This is a genomic window from Rothia sp. HMSC058E10 (assembly GCF_001809415.1).
Taxonomy (GTDB): Bacteria; Actinomycetota; Actinomycetes; order Actinomycetales; family Micrococcaceae; genus Rothia; species Rothia dentocariosa.
This window is the reverse complement of the sequence record NZ_KV797630.1, coordinates 40,248-54,396: the sequence shown is the minus strand read 5'-3', so window position 1 is coordinate 54,396 and position 14,149 is coordinate 40,248. Positions and strand designations below refer to the sequence as shown.

The 14,149-nt window shown below is 55.2% G+C and carries 10 protein-coding genes and 1 pseudogene; 6 read left to right on the top strand and 5 right to left on the bottom strand.

The annotated features are described in order from the left end of the window. Positions 1–16 precede the first annotated feature (16 nt). Together HMPREF2609_RS05960 and HMPREF2609_RS05955 are read left to right on the top strand one after the other, a co-directional pair. Positions 17–775, top strand: a complete 759-nt coding sequence (locus HMPREF2609_RS05960; RefSeq protein WP_048779475.1) for an ABC transporter ATP-binding protein — start codon at positions 17–19, stop codon at positions 773–775. A 72-nt stretch (positions 776–847) separates the two neighbouring features. Continuing rightward, a pseudogene (locus HMPREF2609_RS05955) lies at positions 848–1,414 on the top strand (ABC transporter permease); the annotation flags it as partial. A 154-nt stretch (positions 1,415–1,568) separates the two neighbouring features. Here HMPREF2609_RS05955 and HMPREF2609_RS10785 read toward each other — a convergent pair. The 3 genes from HMPREF2609_RS10785 to HMPREF2609_RS05940 form a co-directional block, all read right to left on the bottom strand. Continuing rightward, positions 1,569–1,841 (bottom strand): hypothetical protein, encoded by a 273-nt coding sequence (locus HMPREF2609_RS10785; RefSeq protein ID WP_141745265.1) that lies wholly within the window; start codon positions 1,839–1,841, stop codon positions 1,569–1,571. Between the two features lie 387 nt (positions 1,842–2,228). Continuing rightward, positions 2,229–2,876, bottom strand: a complete 648-nt coding sequence (locus HMPREF2609_RS05945; protein ID WP_070535682.1) for a hypothetical protein — start codon at positions 2,874–2,876, stop codon at positions 2,229–2,231. Then, positions 2,873–3,631 carry a hypothetical protein gene (locus HMPREF2609_RS05940; protein ID WP_210391456.1) on the bottom strand — a complete coding sequence of 253 codons (759 nt, stop codon included), beginning with the start codon at positions 3,629–3,631 and terminating at the stop codon, positions 2,873–2,875. Before HMPREF2609_RS05940 ends, HMPREF2609_RS05945 begins: the two co-directional genes overlap by 4 nt. Before the next feature lie 25 nt (positions 3,632–3,656). On the opposite strand from HMPREF2609_RS05940, the gene HMPREF2609_RS11140 reads away from it, so the two are divergent. Continuing rightward, positions 3,657–4,724 (top strand): hypothetical protein, encoded by a 1,068-nt coding sequence (locus tag HMPREF2609_RS11140; RefSeq protein ID WP_246825597.1) that lies wholly within the window; start codon positions 3,657–3,659, stop codon positions 4,722–4,724. Next, on the top strand, positions 4,714–5,526 hold the full coding sequence (locus HMPREF2609_RS05930) for a hypothetical protein (protein ID WP_070535676.1): 813 nt from the start codon (positions 4,714–4,716) through the stop codon (positions 5,524–5,526). Before HMPREF2609_RS11140 ends, HMPREF2609_RS05930 begins: the two co-directional genes overlap by 11 nt. A 64-nt stretch (positions 5,527–5,590) precedes the next feature. On the opposite strand, the gene HMPREF2609_RS05925 is transcribed toward HMPREF2609_RS05930, so the two are convergent. After that, complete coding sequence (locus HMPREF2609_RS05925; RefSeq protein ID WP_371326040.1) at positions 5,591–8,545, bottom strand: multicopper oxidase domain-containing protein; 2,955 nt, start codon at positions 8,543–8,545, stop codon at positions 5,591–5,593. A gap of 133 nt (positions 8,546–8,678) precedes the next feature. On the opposite strand from HMPREF2609_RS05925, the gene HMPREF2609_RS05920 reads away from it, so the two are divergent. Then, entirely contained in the window at positions 8,679–9,311 is a 633-nt protein-coding gene (locus HMPREF2609_RS05920) for a hypothetical protein (RefSeq protein WP_070535674.1), read from the top strand. A gap of 258 nt (positions 9,312–9,569) precedes the next feature. Then, positions 9,570–10,880: a glycosyltransferase 87 family protein gene (locus HMPREF2609_RS05915; protein WP_048752439.1), complete on the top strand. Its 1,311-nt coding sequence runs from the start codon at positions 9,570–9,572 to the stop codon at positions 10,878–10,880. A 90-nt stretch (positions 10,881–10,970) separates the two neighbouring features. Here HMPREF2609_RS05915 and HMPREF2609_RS10935 read toward each other — a convergent pair whose 3' ends face one another. Beyond that, the gene (locus HMPREF2609_RS10935) at positions 10,971–14,084 is read right to left on the bottom strand and encodes a hypothetical protein (RefSeq protein ID WP_070535671.1); all 3,114 of its coding nucleotides are present in this window, start codon (positions 14,082–14,084) and stop codon (positions 10,971–10,973) included. Positions 14,085–14,149: the final 65 nt, after the last annotated feature.

Below are 14,149 nucleotides of genomic sequence, written 5' to 3'. Positions count from 1 at the left end.
TGTAACAATTAAGAATATGACTACTGCAGAAACCACCGCTGAAACTCCAGCGGTATCCACCAAAAACCTGTTCAAAACCTACGGTCGGGGTGAGGCAACTGTACACGCCCTGAATAATGTCACTATTGATTTTGAGCGGGGTAAGTTCACCGCAATTATGGGACCTTCAGGTTCGGGTAAATCAACACTGATGCAAACCCTCGCCACACTGGATACTCCCGACCATACTCCAGAGACCAGCATCCGTATTGGTACCACCGAACTGTACGGGCAGAAGGATAACCAGCTGACCGAGTTCCGGCGTGAGCACGTGGGGTTTATCTTCCAGGCGTTTAACCTGGTGCCTACCCTGACCGCCGGGCAGAATATTGATTTACCGCTGGGGTTGGCGGGCAAGAAGCCGGATCCGACCTGGCGTGAATACCTGGTTAAAACCCTCGGTCTGTCAGACCGGTTGGGTCATCGCCCCGAACAGCTTTCAGGCGGTCAGCAGCAGCGTGTTGCTATTGTACGTGCGCTGTTGTCGCGCCCGGAGGTGGTGTTTGCTGATGAGCCCACCGGTAACCTCGACTCAAATTCGGGTGCTGAGGTGCTCAGGCTATTGCGGGATGCCGCCACTGAGCAGAAACAGACGATTCTGATGGTCACCCATGATGCGCATGCTGCTTCGTATGCTGATCGTGTGGTGTTTTTAAAGGATGGTGCGATTGCTGGGGAGATGCTGAATCCTACGCATGATGCTGTGCTGCAGGCGATAGGGCAGCTGGAAGGGTAAAGCACTCGCACGTCTAATCAGGAGGGGAAATAGCCGCATGTCTACTATGTCTAAACGAACTAAGACATCCACCAATCAGCCGGGGCGGAGACTATGGTGCTGGTACACGCTAAATCCCCGCTGACCGCTACTGAGAATTCCACGCTACAGGATCAGCTTAATAAGGCTAATGACGGCAACGAATTCACCGGCGGTCTACAACAGCGCGGTCAGCTCGATCAGGTTCTGACGGTTATGCTGGGGATCACCCTAGGTCTTCTCGCCCTCGCCGTAGTGATCTCGGTGATTGGCGTGGCAAATACGATGACTCTCTCGGTCAATGAACGCCGCCGCGAGAATGCGATGCTGCGTGCATTGGGGCTCTCCCGCAAGCAGCTGCGCCGCATGATTTCGGCGGAGGCGGTACTAATCACCCTCGGCGCGGTGGCGTTGGGTATCCTCGGGGGCGTCTTTATTGGTAGCGTGAGCGCGAAGGTGGTGCTTGCTGCAACAGACCAAAAGGTGGAGTTCGTGCCGGATCTGCCGTATCTGGGTCTGGCACTGATACTGCTGGTGGGTCTTGCATCAGCATTGGTTGCATCCGCTCTGCCGGCGGCACGGTCGGCTCGGATGTCGCCGGTGGAAGGACTCGGCAGCTAGCTAGTCTACGCTGAGCCCGTACTTTTGTCATGGTTGTGCTTTGAAAAGGACCACAACCATGACAAAAGTATGGGAAGACAGTAAGGGGGGCAGGGAGTCGACAGATATAATCCCGCCGCCCCGACTGCCTGCTAGTGCGGGTGCTGTTTGCCGGTTATGACAGTTTGTCGTGCGGGTGGTCGAGAAGGTACTGTACTCCGCTATTGGTTTCGATAGATTCCTCAAGTTTTCGCCGGTCATCGGTGCTATGCGGTTGAGCCCAGCGCCCTTCAGTCATGCGGAAAGCCAAGTGGAAAAGGGATAACTGCGAAGAGGTTTTTAAGGGGCGGATAAGAGTTTTTCCGCCCCGAAAGTCTTTAATGATGAGCTTATCGCTGTGTGGTTTAAAGATGTACTCAGAAATATCTGTATAGGGTAAATTCTTCATGCGCCTATAAAATTTTCTCACGGTAATTCCTTGGGAATCTATGCGCACATACATATCACTGAAAGATTTGTGAATATATAAGAACAGAATAGAGAAAACAGCTATGATAACCCAAAACATGGGAGCAACAAGAACCCTAGGACCTGATGTTATCGATCCCCATATCAAGAATATAGCAACCAGCAAACAGGTAATATCAATGACTACTACAGAAATTTTGTATATCCAATGGAGCCGAAATATCACCTCTTTCTTTAGCTCAAAAACGGGAGGTTTTGTGCTAATAAATCGAGTTATTACTGAAGCTGCCAATGATATGATGACAACAGGAAGAACCGGTATAAGGGCTCGTATTAAATCTGTCAATTCCATAGCTAAATACCTATATCACCGTTCTATAACACAAGGGGAACAACTCATAAGAAGTTCACGAGCCTTCTCAGGCTTATCAATAAAGTTCTGAAGCAGTTGTTGGTCTTCTGGATCTGCATTTTTTGCCCAATAACCATTCTCAACCCGAAATGCCAGTTGTGGAATCAACAGACCAGCACCTGTTAGTAAAGGGTCAAAACGCAAGGTTTTTCCATGATTAGTTTTCACTACAAGCCACGTAAGGTCTGTATCAAAGTCTCCTCGTGTCTCGTATGAAAACTTTGTAATGTCTTCGTATGATGCATCATAAGAAATTGACAATAAATTACCCCAAGATATACCTTCGGTTGTTGTCTGTAAGTAGAAGTTCTTGCGATCCAAATATAGCGCCAAACTAATATACCAACCACCGCTTACCAAAAGTAAAAACCAAACTGGAGCATTTTTAAAATTCGGATCATATTTAACGAGCAAGATACTTATCAAAGTCATTATACCACACAACACTAAAACTACCTTTGATATAAAACCGAAAAAACCGTCTTTAGTTCCACGGTATGGAAATTTATAGCATAAGTAATTCCAATTTCTATGCCCCTTAATAATTAATACACAAGATAGCATTTGAGTAACAGCAAGGACTAAAGCTATATTTAATATCATTTCTTTAGACCCTTCAATAAATAACCTGCGGTATCTTTTGCTACACTTTTAGTTTCGGCTGACGTGCTACTGCGACCTGATGCTTTCAACATATCTTCACCAGATTTACGAGCTTCCTTGGGCTTCAGAGCCTCACTTAACCCAAGATTCGCATTAGCGGTACCATAAGCACCAGCAGCATTAATAGTCCCTTTAACTAATGCTTGCGAACCCCTACCCATATTCGGAGCAACGCCAGTAATACCACGATTCAAGCCGCCAGTAAATGTTGACACCATAAAACCAGTCCCAACGCCCGCAGAACCAGCACCAAGATACGCAACGGGATCAAAGTTTCCACTTGCCATTGAGTTATAACGGTAAGTTTCGGCAGTACTTACCCCGTTAGACACAGTGCCCTTAGCAACATCTTGTGAATACTGACTTGAAAGTGCTTTCCTCATAGGACTTAACTTTTGTGCCTTTTGCTCAGCAATTACCCCCTTACTCGCAGCTTCTGCTGCTTTTTTACCTTTACTTGCTACGTTGGCAGCTTTAACGCCTCGTTCCACCTTACCAATAGCTTTCATACCGGTCGCTGCGATACCACCAGCAAGACCTGAAACGCCACCTATTAAGGCTTCACGCCCAATCGCAGACCAATCCAGGTTTTCCCTTCCTTCAAGCTTCTGCATGAACATCTCAGACCCTGCCCCTAAAAGAGCACCGCCCAAACCACCAGCTAAAATACCTATTGGACCAGCAAACGAAGCCACAGACAGCAACGCACCAGCAACTATCATGGTACCGGCTAATACCCATTCTCCGACGTTGCGAACACCTTTCCAGAACTTATCGTATTGTTCTTGCGAGTATTTCTGGAAAGATTTTCGGGATTATGTTGCTGCTGGTGCCATGCTCGTTGTGGGTCTTGCTCTGACGGCTGCTGCTGTGGCGACGGGACCGTTGGGTATGGTGCTGCTGGGCGCTGCATCGGGTGCTCTGATGAGCGGCGGCATGTCGGTGATTACCCAGAAGATGGAAGGTAAGGATGTTGATTGGGGCGCTGTTGGTCGAGATGCTCTGATTGGCGGTCTTGCCGGTGGTGCCGGTGGTGTAGTCGGCGGTATTTTTGCGAAGGGCGCTACTGTGGCAAAGGGCCTAGCAACGGCAGAGAAAGCGGGTAAAATCTCTCGTGTTGTACAAATGGGTGTGAAAGCATCGGATAAAATCAACGCTGGTATTGCCCGTATAGGAAACACCAAGCTTGTCTCTGCGTTCAGGAATAGTAAGTTTATTAATGGGGCGAGTAATTGGGTTGGTAACAAACTCTACGGTAAAACCTTCGAAGGCGGCGTTGATGAACTTGGTGCTAAGGTAATAGGCAGCGGGCTCCAAGAAGGCGTAAAAGATGGTACATCTTCTTCGGTGAAATATGCCGCAACAACTGATAATTGGAATGGTACAGACCAACTATCGGCTTTTGGCATGGGATTTACTGGTGGTTTTGTATTTGGTGCAGTTGGTGGTGGTGCGAACCAAGGGATGACTGCTTCATCAGATTTAGCAAAAGAAACAGGAAAAACAGTCAGCAAATTAAATAACCCCTGGACTCGTAATTACGCTAATGACTGGATTACTAGTAATGGTGCTGATGCCATATCTATCGGTTTAGACCAAAAGATGAGTCCGGAGGAGAAGGCTCAGAAGATGATTCATAAGGTTGGGGTGAATAGCATTAAGTCTGGGTTCACTGCCGGGGCGAAAACCTACGGCGGCAACATTAAAAATGCTCGTGGGGAATCCGAAGCTCCCGGGGCTAGTCTTCAGACCGGCACTTCAGGGACGGTAGCTGCTGATGAGCAGTGAACTTATCTTTGGTCTCTTCTGCCTAGTCTTTGTGGTGGGGACGTTTTGGCTCTCAGCAGTATTTGAAGGGCGCCAGCGTGATCGTGAGCAGAAAACCCAGCAGATAGTAGAAGAAGCCTCTGATCCTCGGGCTGTGGTGCGGGTGTTGGCGTCGGTGCGGTTACAAGCGTCGTGGTTCATGAAAATGCTCTTATGGGTAGCGCTTATTATGCTGGCGCTTCTTCTGTACGCCACGATCCAGCTAAGAATCAGCGGGGTACCTCTAGACACGGGAGACTGGGTTAGCGCAGGGCTACTTATAGTCTTTACTCCTGGTGCTGTGTGGGGTTTGTGGGTGTGCAGGGTCTCGTACCGGGAAATCCTGCCCGAGAAACTCGTCCGGGTCACGAACCGGGGACGGAAACTTACACTGCACTACTGGCAGATTGACTCTAGTTATTTCACCCTATTAGGAGATGAAAACGGGCTTTTCGAGCTCACCGACACCACAGGGGTGGTGCACCGGTTTAAACCGCATGTAGAACCGTGCCGGTACGTGGGTTCTCAGGTGGCGTTCCGGCTGGATTATGGGTATTGGGCTGATCCGAATAATACTCAGGATGCTCAGGTTTTGGTGCGGTTTATGCAGGATAAGTATTGGGTGCAGCGTCTTTTAGAGGTGCCTGTGGTTTCGGGGTTAGCCCTAGACGGGTACGGGGAAGGGTATAGGCCTGCTGGTGGGCCTGATTTCGGGCCGGAGTTTCGGAGTAGGCAGAGCGCGTCAGGGGATTTCACCTGGGCCACAAACTTCGTCCTCACGTAGAAGTCACATACGAACGGGGGCACGCCGCCACCCCCTGTTATAGGGGGCGGCGGCAGGGGAGAGGCTACTTGTCTGTCACCTTAATCTTGCCCATCGCGCCGCGTTCCATCTCGGCAAACTGGTGATTCACGAACGTGTACGTGCCGGGTTCGCGGAACTGCATCTCAACGAACCCGCCCTGCGCTGGATCCAAATCGAGTGCCTGCGAGTGACCGCCGGTTTCCCCATACGGGTCTCTGCCGTCCCGAAGCAGGTAGCCGCCTTCCTTATAAACGGTGTCAAATTGTGAGCCGACCACGTGGAAACTCATGCCCTTCGACGGTCCCGCAGCCAGCAGCCAGATGCGCACGCGCTCACCGGTTTTCACCTCCAAAGGCTGATTCACATACTGGGTGGCATGCCCGTTGAACATGGTGAGCGAGGGGGTACCCGCCGCAATGCCGTCAGATGAAACTTCGGCGAGCTTATTGCCGTCAGCCGCGGTCTGCCCCGTATCGGTCAGGTATGTTTCATTCTGAACCATCACATACTCGCGATCTACCGGTTCCAGATCCGGCGGGTCGATAATGACGGCACCATACATGCCCGCCGCCATATGCAGACTCATGGGTGCGGTCGAGCAGTGGTACAGCCAAATACCAGAGCCGGTAGCCTCAAAACGGTAGGTCAGTTTCTCGCCCGGGGCAATGGTTTTCATCGTGTTATCGGGCGAAACCATGCCCGCGTGGAAGTCGAGCGAATGCCCCATCGAACCGTTGTTCTCCAGGGTAATCTCGAAGACGTCGCCCAGTTTACCGTGCAGCACCGGGCCCATATACGAACCGTTGAATGTCCACGCCTTTACGTCAAGCCCGGGTGCAATTTCGCGGTCGAGCTCCTGCACATCCATGGTCATCTTGTGCACGGTCTTACCGTCACGTTTCTCGCCCGCAGGCACGGGACGCAGCACCGGGTCACGGCGCTCATGATCTTTGCCGGGGGATGCGTGCATATCAATATTCGCGTTTTGCGCGGTCAGCAGGTTCGTATTTGTGCCCGAGCCATTTGACCCGTTATTACCGCCGGATGCGCCCCCGTGATGTCCGTTCGCCTGCAGGTTATTGCCGGTAGTTTTCACGTGAAATACCATACCCTGCTGGCGGTGCCCGGCCACCGAGCACCAGCCCTCAAGGTCGGAGGTCACCACGCCAACATCCACGCTCTTCGTCTCGCCGGGGTTCAGCGTTCCGGTTTTCGCGCCGTTAGCGAAGGTGAGGTCGTGGGTCATGCCCTGATCGTCGTTCGTCACCTCAATCACCAGGCGGTTACCCACCGGAACCTGCGCGGTATCGGGCGTAAACCGGTAGTTTGAGGTTGCCTTGACCTTCAGCGTTGTGGTCTGCCCCGTGCCGGTCGCCGTAGAACCGCCTATAAAGTTGAATCCTACCGAGCTGGGATCGGCCGCAATACCCAAGGTCAGCGCCAGAATCACCGCAAGCGCACCGAAAAGGGTCTGCCGGGTATGATTCACAGGTTCCTGTTTGACCTCCGTGACAGGGGCAGGCTTCTCACCGCGCGCCCGCGCCGCCATCATCTCTTTACGGGTATTGACCGAAGCCTTAACGCCGCGCACCATAAACGGCAGGAACGAAGCCAGACCGAGCGCACCCACGGCAGAGACCGCGACCTTCACCCAAGAGCCCGTAAGCGCATTCGGCAGCATGAAAATAATGAGGCTCAAGTTCACAACCGTCACGCGCCCGGCGGCAAGCCTACTGAACTCCTTATTGGATGCGCGCACCACGGCGGGCCCGCCGCCCATACGCTGGGGGAGCAGGTAACTCATAGCCCCTAGAAGCACCTGAAGTAGGAAACCCGCCACGAAAATAGGGGTAACCTCGCTCATGCGAAGCTCCTCAAACGGGGTAGTGAACACTAAGCCAGCAGTCCACACCACGCCGATAATAAGCCAGATAAAACCTGCACCCACCGACATTGGCGGGAACTCTGTGGGGCGCTTCGTGCGAAGGGTTCGCACCATCACCCACGCCACGATCAGCAGCCCCAGCAGATACACGAGCAGGCCCGCGCCCGCGAGGGGGCGCATCCCGAAGAGTGAAGCGAGCGTGGTAACCCCAACGCCCACGCACATCAGTATGAGGGCGCGCACGCTAGTTCCCAGGGCGTTTTCGACCATCTTGGTGCGCAGCATCGTAGGCCAGAAGGTAATCAGGGTGCCAACCACCGTAATACCCACGAACCCGAGAACATTCACGGCCTCATGCGCGAGCATAAACTGCGAATGCAGCGTGCCCCGCAAACCAGGCAGGGCCGTCATCGCGCCCAGCACGGCACCGACGGGCAGCAGGAACGCAGCGGCGATATAGAAACGAATCGTAGCGCCAAACCGCGAGGGAAGCGCCTGTTTGACCTGGCGAAGAAGCGCATAGCCATGCCAAGCGACCATAGCGCCCACCGCCAGCGCGCCGACAACCGTCAGGGGATAGAACTGCGGCATAAGATCCTGCAGAATCATGCCCGCCATCAGCAGCACAATGCCGCCGTTAAGCGCAAAAATACGTGTGACCTGAATACCGCGAGCCGAGTCAGGAATCTTAATCTTCATGAGCGCTTCGGTGAAGTGCTGACTCCAGATCAGAATCGAATTCGTAATCAGCCCCAGAGTCACCATATGCACAATCAGCCAACCGCCCTTGGGGATAAAGCGATGCACCAGAATCGCGATAATAACGCCAAACATCCAGTACGATACCGGCTTCGATGCGCGGCGGTGCCAACTACCCCGACCGGAGGCGCGCTTAGCAATCTCCTCGGGCGTTAGCGAGGCGCCGGGGAGTTCGGTGGGGCGCATCCCAATCGTGAGTCCATCGTTGCCGGAACCCGAAACATCGGCCCCGGACTGTGCAGAATTTTGCGCCGCGCTCGGCTTTGAGGATGCGCCGCCACGACCGGTATCGCGGCCGGTTGATCCTTCTGAGTCAGAACCCGAGGGAGTGGGGTTATGGGGATTCTCGCTCACGGTGTTGTCTTTCGATCGCTTTTAGTCACAGTGCATATAGTTCCATTATATTGCCCGATTCATGCGAATTTTGGCTTTGCGTGAGCCGTCATACAGTAAGGTGCCGGCGAGTGGTAAACGCTAGAATAGCCCTATGAAGTATCTGACTCTCGCCCCCCTCGCCGCTGTTTCCGCTGTGATGCAAGCGCTCGCTATTTACGCTTACGACCAAGATGGAATGGCGGTGGCGGGGCAGATCTTCTTCCCTGTTCTCTTTACGCTGATGGCGTTGTACCTGATGATGAGGAATCCGGGAGGGTCTGCCAAACAGCTTGTGGTGGTGGTGCTTGAGTTGGCAGTTTTCGCCGTCACGATGGTGGGGGTAAATCAGAAAAATCCTTATCTGTACCCCTCGATTATCGTCTACTATGCGTCGTTTGCGGTGCTTGCCTTAGAGGTTGCGGTGCGCATCGCCGAGATGCCCAAGAAGGCGAAGGTTCAGGGCGATAGCGAAGACCCCGAATCTTCCGATCAGGATGCGCCTGCCGAGGGCAGCGATGATACCGCCTCCGTAAAAACCGATGAAAAACCCGCGGCGAAATCTTCGGTGGCAGCAAAGTCGGCAGGTCATGGACTGCGGCGCGCCCGAGCTCAACGCGGTACTCACTTGGTGGCGAAGGTGAAGCCGCGTGAAGGCGCCGAGTCTTCCGGACAGAGTTCTCAGGGTAAGAATCACGACAACACAAAACCTGAGCCCAAAAAATCTTCGGAAAAGAATTCTGACTAGTATATATTTTGTATTTGGAATATATCGTGGATGGCTTGTTCGCATAGGGTGAGGAACCGCATTCGCTGCATGTCAGCGATTGGTTCGTGCATCCCGCGCCCCAATCAATGTATTTAACGTAAGCATATGTCACCCCAGAAAGACAGGCTCTCATCTGGGTATATGCCCGAAGGGGAATATAATCTTTCGGCGAACAGAATATCCACGCTACACTAAAGGGCGAGAACTTCAGCTCAGTAAGACAGGTACTAATACGCCATGACTGAATCCCGCGCCCAGACTCCGGTTCTGGGCAAACTTGCAGTAGTGGCGCTCATCCTCATGGTGGTGGGCGGCTATATTTTTGAAGCCTTCGTGAACACCTACGGCGGTCTGGATTTTTCGATCTACCGCATGGGTGCCATGACCATTTTCGATAATGAAGGTTTCGACAAAGAACTTTATGGGCGCGCCATGGTGAGCATCGGCGTGCTGGATTTGCCGTTCACCTACCCACCCTTTGCGGCGCTGGTCTTCCTGCCGTTTGCCTTCGTACCACTCAAGGTGGGTATGGCGATTATGGTGCTTATTACGACAGCCGCCGCCTGGTGGCTCTCCAGCATCATGTACTCCTACGCCAATGCACATGGCCGACCCTTACCGCTTCAAGATAGGCTCGGGCGTTACGGCACGATCGCCGCACTCACCATAGTGGTAATGCTCTGCGGGCCCTGGCGGCGTACCTTCGACCTTATGCAGATTAACCCCATCATTATGGTGCTGATTCTTGCCGATTTTCTGCGCCCGGCAACCCGTGTGCCGCGCGGAGTACTCATCGGTATCGCTGGTGGCTTGAAGCTGACCCCGCTCGTGTTCGGGCTTATTCTGCTGGTGCGCCGCGATTGGAAGGGCATTATCACCCTCGGCGCAACCTTCCTCGCCACCATTGCCCTCGGCTTTGTTCTGCTGCCGAAGGAGGCTCCGCAGTACTGGTTCCACGCAGTTTCAGATCCTTCGCGCGTGGGCGATATTAACTTCGTCGATAATATCTCGATTCAGGGCTGGCTTATGCACTATGGGCTGAACGGAACCGCCGCCAAGCTCGGTTTCTATCTGCTGGCGGCACTCTCCGTCGCGCTCACCGCCGCGATTCTCTATCAGCTCGAACGCCGCAACAAGGTTCTCGCCCAGGTTGCGGTGACCGGGTTCCTCATGGTCAGCCTCTCGCCAATCAGCTGGTCGCATCATAATGTGCTTCTGCCGCTTCTGGTCCTCGTGCTTATTGTGGATGCATTCGGCGACTTCTTCACATACCTGCCGCCCGCCGCGGTGACTGTGGCGCGCATCCTGACCTGGGTGGGCGTTGTGGGGCTCTACATTTCCCCGCGCGTGCTCGGCGGCATGACCCAGTGGAATATGAATGGGCTCGAATTCTTGGCGGCGCCGGGTGTTGCGCTGGGCGGCACACCGATCGTGTGCCTCTTTATCGTGACCGTTCTGTTGTGGGGGTGGGCGGCCCTCACCCCGAAAGCACGCAGCGCTTCGGTCAAACCTGCAGCAGAGTCGGCAAACGCCCCGAACTCGGCATAGCCTTGTGAACCGTGCAGAAGACCCCCGCATCGTCGATCACGATGCGGGGGTCTTCTCTATCTCGGTTTAGACCAAGAAGTTACCGGCTACCTAGCGAATACCGACGTTCCAGGTGCCCTGGAATGAATCAATCGCCAAGTAAACATCTTCGGATGCGTCAAACTTCGCGGTGCCCTGGAACTCCGAGGTGCTGGATTCCAAGATAACATCGTTCGAGCGTGCCGCATTCTTTACACGCAGGTCCATCACCGGCCTATGATCGTAGCTAGCCTCCAAGGTGCCCGAGCCACCCGAGTAGATCACGGCGTAGGAATTAAACGCGGCGCTGATCTTCTCGCCCTTAGAAATCTTCGGTGCGGAGGAAGCATCGTAGACGCGAATGAGCCACTCGCCCTCACTATCGACATTCACCTTGCGGGTGGGGCTGGAAGTATTCAAGTCCATCCACAGGGTGCCCGAGATTTTATCTTTGGTCAGCGCGGAGGTGTACAGAGCGAAGCTGGAAGTTTTATCGTCCCCCGTGCGCCCCTCCAGGGAGTGGCGCGAGTTGGATTCTTTGGAGGGGGTGAACTCGTAGTAGACGATAGCCTTCGAATCGTTGCCCTTGGGCTTCTCGATATCGATGGTCTGCTTATCCTTGCCCTTGTACTCCTTGAAATCGCCGCTGGGCAATTTCGCCTCAACATTCTTCAGCTCAGCGGGCGATGATGAGCTTGCCGAGCTCTCTGACGATGCCGAGGCTGCCGATGATGACTCGGCGGGGCTTTCCGATGCTGCTGCATTGGAAGATCCGCGCGGCAGGGTGAAAATCAGCACCAGAATGATAATAATCAACAGCGCCACAGCACCGGCGATGACGCTCCACCCAGCGGGAGTCGCAAAGAACGGGCGCTTCGGCTTCTCGGGCTGGTTGAAGGGAGTCTGACCGTTTGCATACGGTGAATCGCTGAACCCGGATGCTGCCGCCGCAGTGAACCCGTTGAGCGCATCTGAGGTGTTTGACTCGGAGTATTGCTGATTCTGGTTCGACTGGTTCTGATTGTACGAACCCTGAGCAAAACCGCTGTTCTGAACGTTATTATTCTGAGCACCGTTCTGCTGCTGGAACTGCTGCGATTGACCGGCCTGGTACTGACCCTGCTGAGGCTGGTTCTGCTGCGACTGCGAGCCCTGGAATTGGTTGGGCTGACCCTGCCCCTGGAACTGGTTACCCTGCTGGTTGGAAGCGTTCTGCACCGAGTGCTGCTGATTCTGTCCCGACTGAGAGCTCTGATCCTGTTGGGCATTCTGACTCTGCGCGCTCTGACCCTGCACGCCCTGGCTCTGAGAACCCTGCTGCTGAGCCGAAGCGCCGGATGCGCCCGCCGCCCCGGAGGAGGCCGCTGCACCCGCGCCCGCTGCGGCGCCTGCGACAGCACCAGCGGCGGCACCCGCACCAAAGCCCGAGCGTGACCGATCCTGCCCCTGCTGAGGCTGTTGTCCCTGGTACGACTGACCGGACTGACCCTGCCCCTGCTGAGGCTGACCGGACTGAGAATATCCTGACTGGGATTGTCCGGGCCGCACCTGGCCGGATTGCTGCTGCTGAGACTGCGACTGAGCGAACCCCTGCTGGCTCTGCTGCTCTCGACTCTGGGACTGCTGCGCCTGCGAACTCTGGTTCGGGGCACTCTGACCCTGGGTATCTCGGTTCTGAGCGCCCTGGCTTTGGGTACTCTGGGTTCGCGGATCCTGCGCTTGAGCGCTTCGCTCCTGAGCGTTCTGCCCGGCAAATCCCTGCTGCTCGGATCCCTGGTTCTGCTGCGCAAAACCTTGACGCTGATCAGAGCCCTGCTGTTGCTGGTTGAAGCTCTGCTGGCGCTGTGTAGAATCCTGCTGCTGACGCTGGGCAAATTCTTGCTGACGCTGGGCCTCAAAAGACTGCGGCTGTTGACCCTGCTGAGACTGTGCGGGCTGCTGCGGCTGAGCCTGATTCTGCTCACGGGACTGGCTGAACTGCTGCCCGGGCTGATTCTGCCAAGGCTGAGGAGCCTGCGCATCGAACCCGCGAGGCTGCTGCTGGTTCTGAGAACCCTGGGCTTGAGGCGCCCGATTCTGCTGAGCCTGACCGCCAAAGCCCTGCTGTGACTGTGCGCCCTGCTGAGACTGAGCACCAAAATTCTGCTGGGAATTCTGCGATGCAAATCCCTGCTGCTGATTCACGGGAGCCTGAGGCTGCCCCTCAAAACGCTGCTGCGTGGGAGGAACCTGGGAAGTGCCGCGCGGGGGAGTAGCCGGTCGGGAAGATGCCTGAGCCTCGGTACCACGCGAATCAGCCGAATCGCGCGCATCGGACTGGGACTGGGGGCGCGCATCCGTAGGCTCACCCTGAGACTGACCCGAAGACTGCTCGGGGCGCGACTCGCGTGAAGGAACCTGCTGCTGTGTGGATTCTGAAGATACAGACTCCTGTCGTGCAGCCTCGGGCCGTTCGGCACCTGCTGCAGTGGCAGAACTTGCGGACCCCTGAGAATCCTGTGCGTCGCTGAGGGGCTCTCGCGCATCGTAAGAAACACCCGAACCCTGCGCGACTCCCGGCTGCTGTGCGCTTGCCTCCGGCGCGGACGGGGCATTGTGGGTATCGCGAGCGGTCTCGCGGGTAGGCTCCGAAACCTGAGGCTTTGGAGCCTCGGCGGCGCCGCTCTGACGGTTCACGGGGGTCTCAGAAACGCTCTGCTCGGAACGCACCTGCGAATCGGCTGAAGAGTCTGCCGCTGCACCGGGACCGGATGCGCCCGCACGCTCACCCGCGGCTTCGCGCGGCTCGGAACTCCTGGACGCCGCATCCTGAACATGGGCAGACTCCGCCTGAGTCTTCTGCTCAGGGGTCTGCTGATGGGAAGTTTTCTGCTCGGCAAACTGTTCGGAAATGGTCGGCGCGGTACGCTGCTTCGGGGCAGAACCCTGCGCAGACTCACCGCTCTGCTCAGAGCTTGACGATGGCGAGGGCTTCGCGCTGGAAGAACCCTCAGAAGAGCCCGATGCGGCAGATGAAGACTCCGCCGTCGAGGGTGCCTGCTCATTCTCAGGCTCGGGCTCCTCAATCCACAGCTGCCAACCTTCGGGAACAGGACCCCATGCGGGATCGGGCCGCCACGTCGGGGTAGGAGACCACCCGGCAGGCGGTTTGGGCCAATTTGGGGGCGGATTGAAGACGAGAGCCATCTGAACCTTCCTTCACTACTGGCGCCAAAAACACCCGGAAGCGTAGGCACGAGTAGCCTCAAATT